Raw genomic sequence first — 18475 nt, 5'->3', positions numbered from 1 at the left:
CTGCACCAATCATGCTTACCGGGATAAATTACTATTTACTCATCAAGTTATTATTCGATAAAAATGACTATACGAGAGGTTTGCCCGCCCGTACAAAGCTAGGTTTGACTACCTGAACCGGCATTTCACGATTGCGGATTTGGACAACCGCTTGTTCACCAATCCCCTGCGGCACACGGGCAAGGGCAATGCTGAATCCTAATGTTGGAGAGAACGTACCACTGGTAATAACGCCAGAATGTAAGGCACCCATCTCATCAGTAAAACTAACCGCTAAACCACCGCGTAACACACCCTTTTCTCTCATCACCAAGCCAACCAATTGCTCAGTGCCCTTTTCACGCTGTTTTTCTAGCGCTTCACGGCCGATAAACTGGCGATCTTCGGGTTTCCAAGCGATTGTCCAGCCCATGTTAGCCGCAAGAGGAGAAATGGTTTCATCCATTTCCTGTCCATAGAGGTTCATACCGGCTTCAAGTCGCAACGTATCACGCGCACCTAATCCCGCGGGCTTAACGCCGACACTCAGTAATTTTTGCCAGAAATCCGCTGCTTGCGCTTTTGGTAATGCCACTTCATAACCCGCCTCACCGGTATAACCCGTTGTTGCGATAAACAGATCCCCCGCCTGGACACCAAAGAAAGGTTTCATTCCAGCAATAGTCTGTTTCTGTTCATCATTCAATAGAGACTGTACTTTTGCCTGAGCTTCAGGCCCCTGAACCGCAATTAACGCCAGATCATCACGAACCTGAATATCAACCGGGTAACTGGCTACATGTTCATTAATCCAAGCCAGATCTTTCTCACGAGTCGCAGAATTGACCACCAACCGATAAAAATCATTGCTAAGGTAATAAACAATCAGGTCATCAATTACACCACCAGAAGCATTAAGCATCCCGGTGTATAAGGCTTTACCCTTTTCTGTCAGTTTAGCAATGTCATTCGCCAACAAATAACGCAGGAAATCACGGCAACCAGTACCATGCAGATCCACAATCGTCATGTGGGAAACATCAAACATACCGGCATGAGTGCGGACAATATGATGTTCATCCATTTGTGAACCATAATGCAAAGGCATCATCCAGCCATGAAAATCTACCATACGTGCACCACAAGCCAGATGCTGGTCATACAATGGAGTTTGTTTTGCCATTATTTCCCTCTTTTCATTTCCTACATGAAAACATACCGCGTATTAACCGACAGATACTGTGAATCATGAACAAAAAGCGGCTAAAAAACGCGACGCAAACGATATCTTAAAATGAAAGTTATCACTGAAAACCCAAATGAACCATAAGTAAAAATAGGGTTCAATCCAGTGACCATCAAAAAACGGGTTATAAGTATGCAGAATTTTCAACTATTAAAATGAGTCATAATACTCAAAATTAACAATTAACTTTAGAAAACACTCATTTTCTGTTACAAACCAACTGAAATATGAATAAAATCACCTATTCATATTTCAGCAAGGTATGAGAAAAAGTTATCGATAAGCAGAGGCTAAATTAGATTTTTTCAGCCGAATAGGATTTAGAAGAGAGCCAGTCCGGTAAGTCATTCAATCCCATTGCCTGACGAAGTAATTTAGGTTTAATTCCCGGTAAATTATCTGCCAGAGACAACCCGATATCCCGCAAAAGTTTTTTCGCCGGATTATTGCCATCAAATAATTGACGAAAACCTTGCATCCCGGCCAGCATCACAGCAGCACCATGTTTACGTCGGCGCTCATAGCGACGTAAATAAAAGTGCTGACCAATATCTTTTCCCTGACCATGCAAACGACGCAATTCACCGATCAGCTCAGCGACATCCATAAAGCCCAAATTCACTCCCTGGCCTGCCAATGGGTGAATGGTATGAGCGGCATCTCCCAACAGGGCCAGACGATGAGCCGCAAAATTACGGGCATAACGACCGGTCAGTGGAATTGTCAGACGTTCACTCATCAGTTCACATTGACCAAGGCGCAGATCAAAATCTACCGCCAATTGCTGGTTGAAACGCTTATGATCAAATTGTTTATACTGTTCAGCAACTTCACCCGGTAGTGACCAGACGATAGAACACAAATGGGGATCGGCAAGGGGTAAAAACGCCAAAATACCATCACCATAAAAGACCTGACGGGCAACCCGGCCGTGCGGCTCTTCGGTGCGAATAGTGGCTACCAACGCATGATGTTCATAATCCCAGAATGTGAGAGGGATATCAGCATGCTGACGCAACCATGAGTGAGCGCCATCAGCACCAACAACTAAACGAGCCGTTAACATGCGACCATCGGATAAAGTCATAAAAGCTTCATTTTCACCCCAGGCAACCTGTTGCAAAGCCGCAGGCACCAAAATGGTCACTTCAGATAAGCTGTCTGCTTTTTTCCATAATGTTTCACGGATAACCCAGTTTTCAATGATATGACCAAGATATTCCAGCCCATATTCAGCCGCGCTGAACTGAATACGGCCAAAGCTATCCCGCTCCCAAACCTCCATTTCTTGATAAGGACTAGTGCGCATATCCAGAATCTGTTGCCACACACCAAGATGCTGTAACAGGCGCTCACTGGCCGCATTAATCGCAGAAACCCGCAAAGCATACTCTTCTCCAGCAATAACGGGGTGAGTAGGCGGATAGCTCTCCACCACAGCCACCCGCAAACCACTGCCTTGTAAACCACAGGCAAGCGCCAAACCAACCATACCGCCACCAGCGATAACCACATCAAATGATTGCATAATATAACGTCCTCTTATTTTGTCTGCTTTATCCGCGGTTATCTTTGGGCGACCCAACCCAGAGTCTGACGGGCCAGCATATCCCGCACAGGAGAGAATTTTTCCATTATCATCAAGCCCAAGTTACGCCCGATTTGTAATGGGAAATAACGATTGGCGAATATCCGTATCAATCCATCGGTAATATCGATGGTGTTTTCCCGATCTAAAACCCGTTGCTGTTGATAGTTAGCCAAAACCTGATAAGTACCAATATCCTGACCAGCAGCAAAAGCCTCAGAAACAATCTGCGCCAGTGTCATAACATCTCGCATTCCAAGATTAAAACCCTGACCGGCAATTGGATGCAATGTTTGCGCGGCATTTCCCACCAGCGCCAATCGGTGACTAATTTGTTGATTTGCAGTAGATAGTGTTAATGGATAGCTGTGACGCTGGCCGGTTTCCAATATTTTCCCCAATCTCCAGCCAAATGCTCGCTGTAACCACCTAAGAAATTGCTCATCACTCCAACCCGCTATCTCCTTTCTCCGCGCCAACTGATGGCACCATACCAGCGAGCTCCGCCCCCCAGACATTGGTAGCAAAGCCAATGGACCATATTCCGTGAAACGCTCAAATGCACTGCCTCGCGGATGCTCCGAAGTCAGTACATTTGTAATCACGGCAACCTGTTCATAAGCGTGCCGTTGCCACTGAATATTACAGGCGTGACCAATGGCAGAATGGCTGCCATCAGCCGCTACCAGCAATTCACTTTGCAGTCGTTCGCCGCTGTCCAGAGTAACAGTTACCGATGACAGGGTTCTTTCAACAGCCATAACCCTGGATGGACAATACAACGTTACACCAGGCGCATTTTTCAGTAATCCGAACAAACCCTGCCCTGCATCATACAATTCGACAACATGACCTAGAGCGGAAATGTTATATTCTTTTGCATAAAGGTTCACAAACCCTGCATGACCACGATCACTAACATGAACGTGAGTTATCGGTATCACATAATCTTCCAGAGCAGACCAAACGCCAATCTGTTGTAAACGCTGACAAGTACCGTAAGCCAGCGCTATCGCTCTGGCATCAAAGCCGGGATGTTTCTGCTCCGGCTCTGCCGCTTCAATCAGGGACACATGAATCCGCCCCTTACTCAGGGAAGATATCGCCAGCGCAAGCGTCGCGCCGGTCATGCCTCCACCAACGATAATCACGTTCATTCTTAACTTAACCCTGTTTTGCTTTCGCCATCAGAGCTTCAATCTCATCAGCTTCTTTAACGACACTGGCTGTCAGGTTTTCATTACCTGTTTCAGTGATCAAAATGTCATCTTCAATACGGATACCGATACCCCGATATTCCAACGGCACATCTGCATCCGGCGCAATATAAATCCCCGGTTCAACCGTCAATACCATTCCCGGTTGCAGAATACGATCGCGTTCTACACCATAATCACCGACATCGTGTACATCCAATCCTAACCAGTGACCGAGGCCATGCATAAAGAACTGACGATAGGCTTTGGTTTCGATTAAATGTTCAATTTCGCCGTGCATAATGCCCAGTTTCACCAACTCTTCCACCATAATCCGCACGACATGTTCTGTAACTTTGTTGATGCTGGTGCCTGGCTTGTACAATTCCAATGAAACATTTAATGTTTTCAGTACGATATTGTAAATTTCACGCTGAGCACGAGTAAACTTGCCATTGACAGGGAAAGTCCGGGTGATATCTCCGGCATACCCCAGATATTCACAACCTGCGTCAACCAACACCAAGTCACCCTCTTTCATCCTGCTTTCATTCTCGGTGTAGTGCAGAATACAGCTATTTTCACCGCTCCCTACAATCGTGTTGTAAGCAGGATGGCGAGCCCCTTGATGAGTAAATTCGTGATGAATTTCAGCTTCCAGTTGATATTCAAACATTCCTGGGCGGCAAATTTTCATCGCTCGCATATGGGCCTGAGCACTGATTCTACCCGCCCGGCGCATAGCCTCAATTTCTGCCTTAGATTTGAATAACCGCATTTCATGTACCCAAGGGCGCCAATCAATTATCGATAAAGGCGCTGAAAGATTACGGCGACCGCCTTTTCTTAATATATCCAATGCATGGAAGACAATTTCATCTGCGTAGGCAAATTCACCTTGCGCGTGATAAACCACGTTCAAACCATTCAGCAACAGGTAAAGCTCTTCTTTGATATCATCAAAAGGCAAAGCACGATCAATACCCAGTTTTTCCGGTGCTGCTTCTTGCCCAAGACGACGACCAAACCAAATTTCCGCAGTCAAGTCACTCGCTCGATTAAAAAGAACACTATGATTATGCGTATCATCACTCTTAATTAATATCAGCACCGCTTCCGGTTCATTAAACCCCGTCAAATAAAGAAAATCGCTATGCTGACGATAGGGATATTCATTATCTGAATTTCGTGGCGCAGGCGGGGCAGAAAAAATAATCGCTGCGCTGGCCGGAGCCATTTTTGCCAGTAAAGCCTGACGGCGGGATAAATATTCTTGTTTGATCATACCCTCTCCTGCGACTTAGTTAATTATACCCGTTATCTTTCAAGTTGCCTCTTTGTTGGCGGCACTCGCTCACCCCGGTCACATAGTTACCTATGCTCCCGGGGATTCACTCCCTTGCCGCCGCGATCCATCTTGAAATCCATAGGGTATATTTTGCGCTCAATAAACACCAATTAATGCAATGTTGGTTTATCATTTTTTGCGATTAAAACGGTTTTAGGTTCAGTAAAGGCGATATAGCAAAGCTGTGCAGCCACCCGCACATATTCAAGGACCTCTTCCAGTGCCTGAGCCAACTCTTCTTGATCATCACCTTCTTCATAACCAAGCAGACCGATATTGCGCAAATCACCAATAATCTCATTGATCTCTTTTTTATCCGCGAATTTCGGTTGAGCAACACCTAATCCCAGCAAAAAATGGTTAACCCATCCAGCTAATGCATCTGCTCGTTCATATACATTATCTTCCTCATCTGGCAGCAATAAACCAAATGCAAAATTACTGTCATCCAATGATTCGAATGTGATTTCACGTAATTCACGCAATTGTTGGGCTAATGGATGGGAAAAAGCTAGCCCATCATTAGCTAAGTCATGAACTAAGACCTGCCAACTACTGTCGCGATTACCACCGCACAGCAGGCCGCTAATCAACCCATGCATCTCCGCTGCCGTCAGTGCCACTGACTGTTGATGCAATATTTCGTCAAAAGATTGATAATCTGGTAATGAATTCTGTATAGACATGTGTATTGGTCATCGTTGACGGTGTAAGTTCATGCTATGCTACCACCAAGGGGAGTCGCTATACCAGACAACAACCTTCGCTAATCGTGAGTTGTCTGTTGGTATGGCGTTATAATGATTGGCGCCGGTTTCAATTCTATAATTCAGAATTAAAACCAGGGCGCAGCAATAAGTCAGGAAGGGGTCATGTCTGCACAACCGGTAGATATCCAGATTTTTGGGCGGTCACTACGTGTCAATTGTCCATCAGAGCAAAAAGAAGCATTGCTGGCTGCGGCTGTGGAACTTGAGCAACGTTTAGACGATTTAAAAGAGCGCACCAGAGTAACCAATACTGAACAACTGATTTTTATTGTGGCACTGAATATCTGTCACGAATTGGCACAAGAAAAAGTGAAAACCCGTGATTATGCCTATAATATGGAACAGAAAATAAAGATGCTTCAGCAGACTATAGAACAAGCATTAGTGGAACAAGGTCGCATCACTGAGAGCACAATTGCACCAACTAAATGAATTCTATTGATAAATCATGCATTAGTGAGTGAATCATTCGAGAATTAGTTGCTTTCTGTGTTTAGTTTCATACAATAGGGTTCATAAAGTTGCTTAACAAGCGCTGAATAAATTTCTCTGAGATGTTCGTGAACGGGGAAAGTCCCCTGAGCCGATATTTCATACATTATAGAATGTGGTGCTCCGTAGTCTGGTGTGCATGCTCGGTCCGGCCGAGAAGCCTTAAAGCTGCGACACTATGTTCACCTTGAACCAAGGGTTCAAGGGTTACTACCTGTAACGACATCTTGGAGAATCTCAACTTTAATCGCTGCTGCTATCCACTGGCAGGTTCCATGCAATCAGAGCCCCTATTACCACTCAGACAAAGCATTAGAAAGAAAATACGCCAACAACGCCGTGAACTCACCCCTGAACAACAATCTCTTTTTGCAAGACGGGCTGCTAAGCGAGCAATCAACCACCCCAAAATTCACCAAGCCAACAAAATCGCACTATTCCTTTCGTTTGATGGTGAACTCAATACCCGTCCACTGATTAACCAACTCTGGCAACAAAATAAACAGATCTATCTGCCGGTATTGCATCCTTTCCGTCATCACCATCTGCTATTTTTAAACTATCAACCCGATACCCCACTCATCAGAAATCGCTTCAATATAGAAGAACCACCGCTGAATGTTGAGCAGGTTTTACCATTATCAGAACTGGATATCATGATGATCCCGCTGGTTGCTTTTGACCGCACAGGGCAACGGCTTGGCATGGGTGGTGGCTTTTACGATCGTACATTGAGGCAATGGCGACAAAAAAATTTCTATCCGATAGGTCTGGCGCATAACTGTCAGTTAGTCGATACACTGCCCATAGCCGAATGGGATATCCCATTACCTGAAATCATCACACCTGAAAAAATCTGGCAATGGCAGTAAAAAATGGGTGCCTTACACAAAGCACCCATTTTTGATATATCAAAATAATCAGTAAAGCAGGCGAGAACGGATAGTACCCGGCAATGCTTTCAGTTTCTGAAATACCATTTCAGCTTGAGCAGGATTTTCAGTCACGATATCAATAACCACATAACCCATATCCCCACTGGTACGCAGATACTGAGCAGCAATATTGATATCCTGTTCAGCAAACACTTGGTTAATACTGTTCAATATACCGGGGCGATTTTCATGGATATGTAGAAACCGGTTGGTATCATCAGCATGAACAGGAAGAGACACTTCTGGGAAGTTTACTGCGGATAAGGTAGAACCATTATCAGAGTATTTCGCTAACTTTCCTGCAACTTCATAACCAATGTTTTCCTGCGCTTCTTGGGTAGAACCACCAATATGTGGGGTCAGCAACACGTTATCAAATTTACGTAACGGTGACTCAAATGGATCATTATTGGTTGCCGGTTCAACAGGGAACACATCCACAGCCGCCCCTGACAGATGTTCACTTTCCAATGCATCACATAATGCCGGGATATCCACCACCGTCCCGCGTGAAGCATTAATCAGGATAGAACCCGGTTTCATCAGAGTCAGTTCAGTTGCACCAATCATATTTTTAGTTGATGGTGTTTCTGGTACATGCAAACTAACTACATCACTCATATTGAGTAATTCTGACAAATGACGTACCTGATGAGCGTTACCTAACGGCAATTTGTTTTCAATATCGTAAAAGTAGACATCCATACCAATATTTTCAGCCAGAATACCAAGCTGAGTGCCAATATGGCCGTAACCGATAATGCCCAGTTTTTTACCACGGACTTCATAGCAGCCTTTAGCCTGCTTATCCCACACTCCACGATGAGCTTTCGCATTCGCCAAAGGGATACGACGCAGCAATAACAACAACTCACCAAGGACCATTTCAGCAACAGAACGGGTATTAGAAAATGGCGCATTAAAGACAGGGATACCACGTTTTGCAGCCGCTTTCAGATCAACCTGATTGGTACCAATACAAAAACAGCCTACAGCAACCAATTTTTCAGCTGCCTGAAAAATGTCTTCGGTCAGTTGTGTGCGGGAACGGATACCAACAAAATGGGTATCACGAATTGCCTCTTTTAACTCTTTGGAATCTAATGCTCCCTTATGATATTCGATATTGCTATAACCGGCTGCTCGTAGATTTTCCACCGTGCTCTGATGCACACCTTCTAATAGCAAAAATTTAATCTTATCTTTTTCCAGAGATACCTTAACCATTTATCCTGCCTATTGTTACGCTTCGTTACATTTAAGATTCATTCTCTCAACATAACAAAAAAAACGAACACAGCAATATAAACGATTGCTATTCCCGTCACATAAGTCTTAATAAAGTAGTTATTATGTGGAATAAAATGATCTGAAAAAGAACAAAATTAGGATTTAGATTAAATAACAATCAGAGATATGAAATATATCACTAAATTCTCCACCTATTTTAAAAGTGAAAAAATTTTTAAGGGCGAAAAACTCCGCCCCTGTAAATAATATTATTGAGTGATGGTTTCCACTCCATCAAGTGTTCCCATCAATACAATATCCGCACCACGGTTAGCGAATAGGCCCACAGTCACCACACCTGAGATACGATTAATTTTATTCTCTAACTCAACAGGATCGAGTATGGCTAGATTATGCACATCAAGAATCACATTGCCGTTATCAGTCACAACATTCTGACGATATTTTGGTACTCCTCCCAATTTAACCAACTCACGAGCAACATAAGCCCGAGCCATTGGAATCACTTCAACCGGCAGAGGGAATTTACCCAATACATCAACTTTTTTAGAGGCATCAACAATACAAACGAATTTTTTTGCTATTGCAGCAATGATTTTTTCACGCGTCAATGCAGCACCACCGCCTTTAATCATCTGCATATTGCCATTGATTTCATCCGCACCATCAACGTAGATATCAAGGGAATCCACTTCATTACAATCGAATACAGGAATTCCCAAACTTTTTAACTTCTCAGTAGAAGCCTCAGAGCTGGATACTGCCCCTTCAATCTGATCTTTAATGGAACCAAGGGCATCAATAAAGTGTGAAGCCGTTGAACCTGTCCCCACACCCACAACTGTTCCTGGTGTAACAAATTCGAGTGCTGCCCAACCTACTGCTTTTTTTAGTTCGTCCTGAGTCATATCAATTCATTGCCTATATCAGTTACAAGGAAAGCCTGTCGACTAGTATAAACCTTGATAGCAACAAAGAAACCGCAATTAAGTTAAGTGAAATGAATCATGAAAAATTAAGAGTGAATGATGTGAAAAACCCGCCATACTAGCGGGCTACAAAAAGAGTGATGTCTATGCAGCCTCTTTGTTACGACGACGACCTTGCTTTTCTTGGCTTGGTGCCTGTGCATGATCTTCCAAAACCGGACCTACTTTCATGAGAAAATCTAAGGTCTCTCCAGCTTTTTTATAAGTTTGAATGGTATCGAACATCGGTTCTTTTTGTGTTCTCATAGCAACACCTCTAAAACGACTTCACATTACTGAACTGATTTAGTCATACAGGACAAAAAATTCCCGACAAAATCTCTCTGTTATGGCCATAGCAACAAATTTAGTAAGATTTCACCTTCAACAAATCTAAATGAACAAAATAACTATCCCACCTGGTCTACCAGGATACTATAACATGCATATAAATGCCGAGAGGTCAAAGAACTAACTCCTTAGACCAACTCTTCAACTTTGCCGTTAATGTCTTAATATCACATGACATTACATATCCACAACGTTCTAGCTCAAAACCAAACGAACGATAGTAAGCTATTTTATCCTTAACGGGTTCATGAATCCTGACGTCTTCACCATCAGCCACATTCATGAAAATCAATGTTGCATACAGAGTATACAAAAGCATCTTTCTATGCAACGGATGATTTTCTGTATCCTTCACAAAATTTTCCAATACATGGATGTTAAAACTCTTATCGTTCAAATCATATGTGGATAAAGCGACTCCAGCCGGAGCAGATTCAATTTGGAGATTTTCCCTTGATATGACAAATTTTATACATAAGCTGAAGCAATCATGTCGATTACCGACCTCTGTAATATAATATTCCCAGTTAAGCTCACCATACGCTTTCGTTAGCGTGTTTGCATCGCTGTCAGAGATAGGACCGACCGCCAAATCTATTCCTCTCTGATCCATGTATAACTGCAAAGTATTATATGTTAATTGTGCAACATGTTTCAGTGACAGCATAAAAAGCAACCTTACTTACATTGTTATTAAATAGCCAAAATGACAATTTTTTAACAATTTTATTGAAAGACTACACTTAAGTGAAACATGCAAACAATCTTTAGCCAGATCAAAAATTCATCATTAAGCTATCAAAAACAGCTTCACCCAGTGCTTTCTCCTGAGCATATCGCCTATTCAACCACGTCAACAAACTCAACCTTCAAAAATGGAATCCCCTTCCCAAAGGTGACCAACCAACAAAAATTTATCCAAATTGGGTATAACATGCGTAATTTCTGAAAGGTAGGATTTTACGGCCCACCAGACAAATTGCCTCATACATCAGAAAAATATGGCATAGTGATATTCAGAAAAATAAATGGAGAATCTTTCTATAATGAAACGCCCTGACTACCGAACACTACAAGCTCTAGATGCGGTGATCCGAGAACGCGGCTTCGAGCGTGCTGCCCAGAAACTCTGTATCACTCAATCCGCGGTTTCTCAACGTATCAAACAGTTGGAAAATCTGTTTGGTCAGCCTCTATTAGTGCGCACCGTTCCTCCGCGCCCCACCGAACAAGGACAAAAACTACTGGCACTATTACATCAGGTAGAGTTGTTGGAAGAACAATGGCTAGGCGATGAACAGGGGACCGATACTCCATTGCTGCTTTCATTAGCAGTCAACGCTGACAGCTTAGCAACCTGGCTATTACCGGCTCTACACCCGGTACTCGCTGATTTACCTATCCGACTCAATATTCAAGTTGAAGATGAAACTCGGACTCAAGAGCAGTTAAGAAGAGGTGAAGTCGTTGGCGCAGTCAGTATTCAACCACAACCTTTACCCAGTTGTCTGATTGATAAACTAGGCGCACTGGATTATCTGTTTGTCGCCTCACCAGAATTTGCTACCCGCTATTTCCCAAATGGGGTTACCCGTTCAGCGTTACTAAAAGCCCCGGCGGTTGCATTCGACCATCTGGATGATATGCATCAGGTATTTTTACAACAGAACTTCGAGTTGTCACCGGGCAGCGTTCCATGTCATATCGTCAATTCATCCGAAGCCTTTGTACAACTGGCAAAACAGGGTTCCACTTGTTGTATGATCCCACATTTACAGATTGATCAAGAATTGAAAAATGGCGAACTGATCGACCTGACACCGGGTTTATGTCAGCGCCGGATGCTCTATTGGCATCGTTTTGCACCGGAAAGCAGGACCATGAAAAAAGTGACTGACGCCCTGTTGAAACTTGGGCGTCAGATGTTAAGACAAGATGACATTAATTAAGGTCTTAGCTCAAAAACCACATCAACCTGATCACTGAAATTGATACTATCCTGCTGGTAAGTTTCACCCACTCCAGCAGCAGCACCTCCCGACATCATCACATCAGTATTGCGATATTTCATGTGATCAATCGCCTCTGGTGCTCGGTAATTGATACTGTATATCGAACCCACTTTGCTGCTAAAGCCTTTCGCCAGTGCATCAGCTTGTTCAATTGCATTCTCAATCGCTTTCTGGCGGGCTTCATCACGATATTTTTGCGGATTGTCCACACCAAACTGAACAGATACGATTTCGTTCAAACCCGCTTTTAATGCACCATCTAGCAGATCATTAAGTTGATCTAACTTACGGACCTTCACCTCCACTGAACGGATCGCACGATAGCCTTTCAGCACCGATTTGCCAGACACATTATCGTACTCATAATCAGGCTGAGTACGCAAATTCGCTGCATCAATATCTTTCTTTTCAATACCGTGATTTTTCAGAAAATCAAAATATTTAGCAACCAGCTCATCAACCTGCTTTTTAGCCCCAGAAGCATCTTTAGCAGAAATATTGACGTTAATCATCAATGTTGCTATATCCGGTTCTGCTTTCACTACCGCATTACCAGAAGTAATAACATGAGGGACTCCGGGTAAATCAGCAGCCTGTGCAGCAAGTGGCACCCCGGCACTTAACATGGCGGCCAACCCTAATGATTTCAATTTCACACAACCTCCGAAGAAAACCTGTTACAGAAAATGTTCATCCCACGGAAAAACCGAAATATACATGGGATAAATAAAACACTAACACAGAGACTGTATGCAAAGAAGTGTTCAGCTTAATCAGAAATTAGCAATCCCTGCTTAGCAAGTTGCCATGCGATATACCACATTATGATACAAATAAACCCATTAATAATCCGTTGAGAAAGCGGCTTACTTAGCACGGGGGAAAACCATGCAGCTAGTAATGACAGAGAAAAAAACCAACTAACAGAAGCAGTTGCCGCCCCAAAAGTAAACCAAGGTCTGAGTTCTGAAGATAACTGACCACCAATACTACCCAGAACAACAATGGTATCTAAATAAACATGCGGATTTAACCAAGTGACCGCAAAGATGATCGCAATTACCCGCCAACGGTTTTTTACTGAATTATTTACCTGCGCCAGTTCAACATTGGCAAACAAAACCACACGTAAGGCCCCCCATCCATACCAGAATAAAAAAGCAACACCTCCCCAGGTGACAAATTGCAAGAGTAAAGTTGACTGACTAAGTAATGCACTACCACCAAATACACCGACACCAATCAAAAAACCATCACTGATCGCGCACAAAGTTGCACTCATTAGATGAAATTGTCTCCTACTGCCTTGCTGCATAACAAAGGCATTTTGTGGGCCAAGAGGCAAAATCATTGCGGCGCTAAGAAAAAACCCCTGCACAAATGTCGATAACATAAAAAAATTCCTCAATAATTATTCACTTTGCTATTTCAATGTTCAGAATATTAAGAAGAATAGCTCATTAGAGGAAATAAATGCTTCTAATCGATCATAAGAAATTTTAATAACCAACCAAAAAGCAGATTTTTACAGGAAAATTATTTGATTAATTCAAAGAAAATCAAGCTAATACACACTAAAAGTATTAATGAATCTATCAATTCTATGAAAAATAAGAGGAAGGGATTATTTTGAAAAAAATTATGGGTTTCATGCTACTAGTCATCATTATTATTGCTGCTCTTACTGTCAGAAACTACTATTTGCTTCGAAATGATGTTGAAGAGACATTAAACCACTATGAAATAATTGAATACTATATTGGTACAGCCAATATTACAGATGTAGATCTCAGTAATTATCAGCCTTTCTTATGTAAAAAAGGCTGTGAACGTTTCATTCTTAAAATACAGGGTGAAAAAGGTGATGGGATAGTCACTGCTGATATTAATTTCCATACTTCAGATGTTTCATCCGCTGTCCTTTGCTTATCTGATAACAAGAAAATAGCACTGACAGAAGATATAAACGATGATTTTATCAAAAACAACTTTAATACCTTATGTCAATAAAATAAACTTGGGGAATAGAGCGCCCGCGCTATTGACAGCGCGGCGCTGATTTACTGGTAAAAATTTACGGTTTATTCACATAATCAGAAGGTTATTATCCAATCCCCTGATTAATCACTCATTTTATTCCGCGCCATAGCTTGATTCTGATGCAAATAAACATCCATTTGTGGATAAGGAATACTGATATTGTGTTTATCCAATGTGCGTTTAAAGTTCTCCATCAAATCCCAATAAACCTCCCAAGCATCACCATTGGTGGTCCATACACGCACAATAAAATTCAGTGAAGAAGGTGCCATTTCATGCAAACGAATCGTCATGCCTTTATCATGCTGAATACGATTGTCTGCGGCAATAACATCACCTAATACTTTTTTAACTTCGTCAATATCCGCATTATACGCAACACCGACCATGATCTGGGTTCGACGATTCGGTTCACGACTGGTATTAATAACATTATCTGCAATAATTTTCCCATTCGGGATCACGATAATTCTGTCATCTGCCGTACGCAATGTAGTAGAAAAAATCTGCACCTGAACAACGGTGCCTTCAACCGCGCCGAGAATAACATATTCACCCGCACGGATTGGACGAAAAGCCACCAGCAATACCCCTGCGGCAAAGTTGGACAAAGAACCCTGTAAAGCTAAACCAACAGCTAAACCAGCAGCACCGATAACCGCAATGACGGAAGCTGTCTGAACACCTAATTTGCCCAAAACTGCAATAATAGTGAACGCAATAATCAAATAACGAACAACAGCAGCCAGGAAATCCGATACCGTTACATCAATGCCACGCAATGACATAACTCTTTTCACGCCCTTACTAATGAGTTTCGCCGCCATTAATCCCAGAACAAGAATGAGAATAGCAGCAACAGTATTGACCAGATATTGAATGATTAAATCCTGATGATTAATGAGCCAGCTTGTAGCTTCATTAATGCCACCAGACAGATTGATATCTTCCATTAAAACCACCTTGATTCTTTAGCTACTTAACTATCATTGAGTAAAATTACTCGATGATTATCCTTCATAGCAACCATTAACAGTAAGAAAAAAGCCTATCGTGCCAGAGAATTATTTCTATCTATATACAGCTTCTTACCAATCGTACTTTTGCAAAATAAAATCCCGATAATCGGCCAACATATCAATAAAATCCTTGGTACCGCAAAAAGCCAGGCTCTCATTATCGTAATAACTCATACCCTCCTCCATCGAATCAGTTTCAAACTCAAGCTGATTGGCACGAACCATAACTTCTTCGTCATCCATTAACAGCGTATATTCATGACCTACAAGTTGCCATTGACGTTCACTACCTTTAATTTCGGCCAACGCTGAGGCAATCTTATCTATCACCGCCAAATCACCTTTGACTTCTTCATTCAGCCACTGACCAATAGCTTCGTGATCCATTGAGAACCGGCTAGTCACCAGTCCAGTGACATCTAGCAAAAATTCGTATTCCATCATTACCTCCGGTGCGTTCTTTCCATTTTAATATTTCCTAGCAATTCCGCCCCAGAATCAGCCCACAAACTGCAAGAAGTGTGAGACTAACGCCTCTATGCTGACACAACGATATGGTTTGCACCTGAATAACCGAAATGTCCACCCCAAGCTATCCTTGAAGTTTGTGTCCGCTATGGCTTTCATCGGAGAAGAGTTCAGCCTTAGTGCAAATATAGACAAATACCCTATAATTAATAATATCTCAGAGAAACAAAAACAGCAAAATCGAACACACATCCACTAATTGATGAGATATATTCAAGGATCTTGCAATAGAACAATTTATTTTCTATTTTGTCAGCAAAAACAAAGACACCTTTCAGGAGCCATTATGATACGCCATATTCTTTTGTTAAAATTCACATCCGAGATAAAACAACAACAAAGGTTTTACACATGCTATCACCATGACATTTGATGATCATAAAGCCATTTCAAACTATTTACCGCATCCAGCGCATGACAAATTAAAAGTTCTCCTTATAGATTCTGTCGACGACATTATCGTCTTTGATTATGAAGTATAATTTCCCTTTATGGGAAATAACCATCTGCTAATCAATATTCAATATAATGAATATTGCCGGCGTACCTAAGAATAATTAAATGTGCCGATTATTGGTAGAAATATGTTTATACCCGTCATCTTTCAAGTTGCCTCTTTGTTGGCTGCACTCACTCACCCCGGTCACATAGTTATCTATGCTCCCGGGGATTCGTTCCCTTGCCGTCGCGATGCATCTTGAAATCCATTGGGTATATATGGATTATAATGGAAAATTTAAATATTTAATCAATAATTAAATACTATATAAAAAGCTTTTAACCTTGCTTATTTACTGATAACTTACTGTAAAATCATTATCATTTATAAAAGATAATGAGATAATAAAATGGCCGATTTTACCTCCCATTTTAGGTCGCTAACAAACCTATTTAAAAAAGGAGGGGGGTTTTCTCATTATTTAAAACAAGGTCGAAAGATTATAATGATTGGACGAATTAAAACAGTGTAAAACCAATTTAAACCCTTCATTCCGCACCTAATTCAGGAATAAACCGCTTTATATTGTACGCCTAATAAACTCAAAAGCTCATGGTGGTAAGATTGCATTCCTGTCACCATTTTATGTTCTTGAAATTCAAAGGTGCTGATCCCTTCAAAGGCCAGAAACACCCAACGCGCGGTGGGGGATTGTGTCGGTTTGTTCTTCATATCGGGGAAAAACGGCACACTTTGTTTCAATTCATGGCGAATTTTATGTTCCAGCGCCGCATAAACCATGAGACAACATGTCATCACCATTAACAGCGCTTCTATCCGCTCTGGTTTTTTCAGAAAAATGGCAGACGTCAGGAATTCCGGACTTTTCAGGAAGCGAAAACCCCGCTCCACCTTTTGTTGTGCCTTATAATTAGCCAGTAACGCCGCCATATCAAGCCGTCCTTCATCCCGTTCATTGGTCGCTAAAATAAACCTCCCAACCCGCGATCTGGCCTGCTTCACATTGTCTAACCGGGTATAAACCTGACCGGCTAATTGATAATGAACCGATTTGGGGTGTTGATGCTTGCCGGGTTTCCCGCGCCCCGCATACGCGGTAATCACCTGAATTTCCGGCGAGGCGATGCCGATAAACTGGCATTGAGACTCAAAATCATGCAGTGCCTGTAAGGCATCTTCCCGGCAGGCAAAGGATTTTTTGCCCAGTTTATCGAACTGTTTAGACTCGTTTTCTGTTTCCCTGAGTGTGTTTTTCCGGAAAGTCTGGTTTTCACGTTTTTCTGCCGCCGTACTGTTCACCAGTAACCAACGCTGAGGAACGCCGCCATACGATGACGTCACCCAGCAGCCTGAATAGCCCTCACTGATGGGGCTGAATTGCTCCGCTGTCACGTTCAGGAGAGACTGTTTAGCTTCCTTGATCGTCAAGGGAACACGCGTAATAAATCGTTGTTTTTGCTGATGAAGCGAAGTGATCGCGGCTTCAGTATAAAGTGCGGCATCGGCCACAAAGTAGCGGCTGTTTTGTGCCGCTTTCAGACATTGAATATGGGTTTTGATCGTCTGGGCAAAGGCTTTGGCATCATTCGTATTCCCGCTCATGGCCTGCATGTAGACAGGGATACCTGCCTGATTTTCGCAAATCAGTTCAAGGACAACCTGGTTCAGTTCGGGCCGGTGATCCCGGCTATAACCCGGCACCAACGCAATGCGTTTTGTGTCATCTCCCAACGCGCTGTCATAGTCACCATCGACATGAAAACTCGTGATATCCAAATGAACGGAATCGGGATTCAGCCCCAATTTATCAACCACTTGCTCAGCAAGCACCTGATAAACTTCCGACACCCCCGCTTCATATAAGGCATCCAGTGTACGGCCGAGCACATCATCATTAAGGTGTTCAGCTTCAATGTCAGTGCCAATTAAACGCGCAATCGGCTTATGTTGAAAAAAGCCAGAAAACATGTGCAATGTCCGGCTGTGAAACCCCAGCCCGTTAAGGATCATCGCCAGAAAAGCGTCGCCGTGAGAGACGGTATGCGATGAATATTTTGGGATAATGGCATCAATCATGCGGGGTAAACCGGCTTCATGACAAAAAGCGGCGATAAGGCCAAGATGATCGAGACGTTTAATGGCAGGTACGGGTGTGGGCATATTCGCTTTCCGGTAAATAAAAGTAATAGATCAAAATTGGCGATTACCGTCAACCCCACTGATATCATCAATACAAAAAACCTGTGTAAGATCACACTATTTTTAAATCAGAAATACGGTGCGGAATGACGG

Annotated in this window: 18 protein-coding genes, 1 other RNA gene and 1 pseudogene; 6 read left to right on the top strand and 14 right to left on the bottom strand. The window is 42.6% G+C overall.

Translation table 11 applies throughout. The features are described from left to right. Window positions 1–67: 67 nt before the first annotated feature. The 5 genes from gcvT to CKY02_RS04590 form a co-directional block, all read right to left on the bottom strand. Window positions 68–1162 (bottom strand): glycine cleavage system aminomethyltransferase GcvT, encoded by a 1095-nt coding sequence (gene gcvT, locus CKY02_RS04610; protein ID WP_112894391.1) that lies wholly within the window; start codon window positions 1160–1162, stop codon window positions 68–70. 358 nt (window positions 1163–1520) lie between these two features. Continuing rightward, window positions 1521–2753, bottom strand: coding sequence for an FAD-dependent 2-octaprenylphenol hydroxylase (gene ubiI / locus CKY02_RS04605; protein WP_112894390.1), 1233 nt, complete (start codon window positions 2751–2753; stop codon window positions 1521–1523). Window positions 2754–2791: 38 nt separating this feature from the next. Next, entirely contained in the window at window positions 2792–3970 is a 1179-nt protein-coding gene (gene ubiH / locus CKY02_RS04600) for a 2-octaprenyl-6-methoxyphenyl hydroxylase (RefSeq protein ID WP_112894389.1), read from the bottom strand. A gap of 7 nt (window positions 3971–3977) precedes the next feature. Beyond that, window positions 3978–5294, bottom strand: a complete 1317-nt coding sequence (pepP, locus tag CKY02_RS04595; protein ID WP_112894388.1) for a Xaa-Pro aminopeptidase — start codon at window positions 5292–5294, stop codon at window positions 3978–3980. Window positions 5295–5467: 173 nt separating this feature from the next. After that, a complete protein-coding gene (locus CKY02_RS04590) occupies window positions 5468–6043 on the bottom strand; it encodes a YecA/YgfB family protein (RefSeq protein WP_112894387.1) in 576 nt (191 codons plus the stop codon). A 186-nt stretch (window positions 6044–6229) separates the two neighbouring features. On the opposite strand from CKY02_RS04590, the gene zapA reads away from it, so the two are divergent. The 3 genes from zapA to CKY02_RS04575 all read left to right on the top strand — a co-directional run bounded on the left by zapA (window position 6230) and on the right by CKY02_RS04575 (window position 7491). Continuing rightward, a complete protein-coding gene (zapA, locus tag CKY02_RS04585) occupies window positions 6230–6559 on the top strand; it encodes a cell division protein ZapA (RefSeq protein WP_112876745.1) in 330 nt (109 codons plus the stop codon). A gap of 111 nt (window positions 6560–6670) precedes the next feature. Next, window positions 6671–6857, top strand: a non-coding RNA gene (gene ssrS / locus CKY02_RS04580) — 6S RNA. A 37-nt stretch (window positions 6858–6894) separates the two neighbouring features. Then, the gene (locus CKY02_RS04575; protein ID WP_112894386.1) at window positions 6895–7491 is read left to right on the top strand and encodes a 5-formyltetrahydrofolate cyclo-ligase; all 597 of its coding nucleotides are present in this window, start codon (window positions 6895–6897) and stop codon (window positions 7489–7491) included. Between the two features lie 48 nt (window positions 7492–7539). On the opposite strand, the gene serA is transcribed toward CKY02_RS04575, so the two are convergent. The 4 genes from serA to CKY02_RS04560 all read right to left on the bottom strand — a co-directional run bounded on the left by serA (window position 7540) and on the right by CKY02_RS04560 (window position 10791). Beyond that, entirely contained in the window at window positions 7540–8781 is a 1242-nt protein-coding gene (gene serA / locus CKY02_RS04570; RefSeq protein WP_112876747.1) for a phosphoglycerate dehydrogenase, read from the bottom strand. Between the two features lie 272 nt (window positions 8782–9053). Further along, window positions 9054–9713, bottom strand: coding sequence for a ribose-5-phosphate isomerase RpiA (gene rpiA, locus CKY02_RS04565; RefSeq protein WP_109791769.1), 660 nt, complete (start codon window positions 9711–9713; stop codon window positions 9054–9056). Window positions 9714–9878: 165 nt separating this feature from the next. After that, window positions 9879–10040, bottom strand: coding sequence for a hypothetical protein (locus tag CKY02_RS24300; RefSeq protein ID WP_011147774.1), 162 nt, complete (start codon window positions 10038–10040; stop codon window positions 9879–9881). Window positions 10041–10236: 196 nt separating this feature from the next. Then, window positions 10237–10791, bottom strand: a complete 555-nt coding sequence (locus tag CKY02_RS04560) for a hypothetical protein (RefSeq protein ID WP_112894385.1) — start codon at window positions 10789–10791, stop codon at window positions 10237–10239. 379 nt (window positions 10792–11170) lie between these two features. On the opposite strand from CKY02_RS04560, the gene CKY02_RS04555 reads away from it, so the two are divergent. Next, complete coding sequence (locus CKY02_RS04555; protein WP_112876750.1) at window positions 11171–12073, top strand: LysR family transcriptional regulator ArgP; 903 nt, start codon at window positions 11171–11173, stop codon at window positions 12071–12073. Here CKY02_RS04555 and CKY02_RS04550 read toward each other — a convergent pair. Continuing rightward, the gene (locus CKY02_RS04550) at window positions 12070–12792 is read right to left on the bottom strand and encodes an oxidative stress defense protein (protein WP_112876751.1); all 723 of its coding nucleotides are present in this window, start codon (window positions 12790–12792) and stop codon (window positions 12070–12072) included. The two genes, CKY02_RS04555 and CKY02_RS04550, sit on opposite strands and share 4 nt — an antisense overlap. Before the next feature lie 113 nt (window positions 12793–12905). Further along, complete coding sequence (argO, locus tag CKY02_RS04545) at window positions 12906–13529, bottom strand: arginine exporter ArgO (RefSeq protein WP_112876752.1); 624 nt, start codon at window positions 13527–13529, stop codon at window positions 12906–12908. 236 nt (window positions 13530–13765) lie between these two features. On the opposite strand from argO, the gene CKY02_RS04540 reads away from it, so the two are divergent. Beyond that, window positions 13766–14146: a hypothetical protein gene (locus tag CKY02_RS04540; protein WP_112876753.1), complete on the top strand. Its 381-nt coding sequence runs from the start codon at window positions 13766–13768 to the stop codon at window positions 14144–14146. 110 nt (window positions 14147–14256) lie between these two features. Here CKY02_RS04540 and mscS read toward each other — a convergent pair whose 3' ends face one another. Beyond that, window positions 14257–15129: a small-conductance mechanosensitive channel MscS gene (gene mscS / locus CKY02_RS04535; protein WP_112894384.1), complete on the bottom strand. Its 873-nt coding sequence runs from the start codon at window positions 15127–15129 to the stop codon at window positions 14257–14259. A gap of 135 nt (window positions 15130–15264) precedes the next feature. Beyond that, a complete protein-coding gene (locus tag CKY02_RS04530) occupies window positions 15265–15636 on the bottom strand; it encodes a YacL family protein (protein ID WP_112876755.1) in 372 nt (123 codons plus the stop codon). 434 nt (window positions 15637–16070) lie between these two features. Here CKY02_RS04530 and CKY02_RS26610 point away from each other — a divergent pair. After that, window positions 16071–16205 (top strand): annotated as a pseudogene (locus tag CKY02_RS26610) (Dabb family protein); the annotation flags it as partial. Between the two features lie 521 nt (window positions 16206–16726). On the opposite strand, the gene CKY02_RS04520 reads toward CKY02_RS26610, so the two are convergent. Continuing rightward, a complete protein-coding gene (locus CKY02_RS04520) occupies window positions 16727–18343 on the bottom strand; it encodes an IS1634 family transposase (RefSeq protein WP_023046791.1) in 1617 nt (538 codons plus the stop codon). Between the last annotated feature and the right edge of the window lie 132 nt (window positions 18344–18475).

It is taken from the genome of Photorhabdus bodei (assembly GCF_003287735.1).
GTDB lineage: Bacteria > Pseudomonadota > Gammaproteobacteria > Enterobacterales > Enterobacteriaceae > Photorhabdus > Photorhabdus kayaii.
Note: the sequence above shows the minus strand (reverse complement) of the source record. Positions and strands in the feature narration are given on the sequence as shown.

Excerpts from the sequence above, each read along its gene's own strand:
- pepP (WP_112894388.1), bottom strand. The coding sequence starts at position 5,294 with ATGATCAAACAAGAATATTTATCCCGCCGTCAGGCTTTACTGGCAAAA.
- CKY02_RS04530 (WP_112876755.1), bottom strand. The coding sequence starts at position 15,636 with ATGGAATACGAATTTTTGCTAGATGTCACTGGACTGGTGACTAGCCGG.
- mscS (WP_112894384.1), bottom strand. The coding sequence starts at position 15,129 with ATGGAAGATATCAATCTGTCTGGTGGCATTAATGAAGCTACAAGCTGG.
- serA (WP_112876747.1), bottom strand. The coding sequence starts at position 8,781 with ATGGTTAAGGTATCTCTGGAAAAAGATAAGATTAAATTTTTGCTATTA.
- CKY02_RS04560 (WP_112894385.1), bottom strand. The coding sequence starts at position 10,791 with ATGCTGTCACTGAAACATGTTGCACAATTAACATATAATACTTTGCAG.
- CKY02_RS24300 (WP_011147774.1), bottom strand. The coding sequence starts at position 10,040 with ATGAGAACACAAAAAGAACCGATGTTCGATACCATTCAAACTTATAAA.
- CKY02_RS04575 (WP_112894386.1), top strand. The coding sequence starts at position 6,895 with ATGCAATCAGAGCCCCTATTACCACTCAGACAAAGCATTAGAAAGAAA.
- CKY02_RS04520 (WP_023046791.1), bottom strand. The coding sequence starts at position 18,343 with ATGCCCACACCCGTACCTGCCATTAAACGTCTCGATCATCTTGGCCTT.
- argO (WP_112876752.1), bottom strand. The coding sequence starts at position 13,529 with ATGTTATCGACATTTGTGCAGGGGTTTTTTCTTAGCGCCGCAATGATT.
- CKY02_RS04555 (WP_112876750.1), top strand. The coding sequence starts at position 11,171 with ATGAAACGCCCTGACTACCGAACACTACAAGCTCTAGATGCGGTGATC.
- ubiI (WP_112894390.1), bottom strand. The coding sequence starts at position 2,753 with ATGCAATCATTTGATGTGGTTATCGCTGGTGGCGGTATGGTTGGTTTG.
- gcvT (WP_112894391.1), bottom strand. The coding sequence starts at position 1,162 with ATGGCAAAACAAACTCCATTGTATGACCAGCATCTGGCTTGTGGTGCA.
- zapA (WP_112876745.1), top strand. The coding sequence starts at position 6,230 with ATGTCTGCACAACCGGTAGATATCCAGATTTTTGGGCGGTCACTACGT.
- ubiH (WP_112894389.1), bottom strand. The coding sequence starts at position 3,970 with ATGAACGTGATTATCGTTGGTGGAGGCATGACCGGCGCGACGCTTGCG.
- rpiA (WP_109791769.1), bottom strand. The coding sequence starts at position 9,713 with ATGACTCAGGACGAACTAAAAAAAGCAGTAGGTTGGGCAGCACTCGAA.
- CKY02_RS04590 (WP_112894387.1), bottom strand. The coding sequence starts at position 6,043 with ATGTCTATACAGAATTCATTACCAGATTATCAATCTTTTGACGAAATA.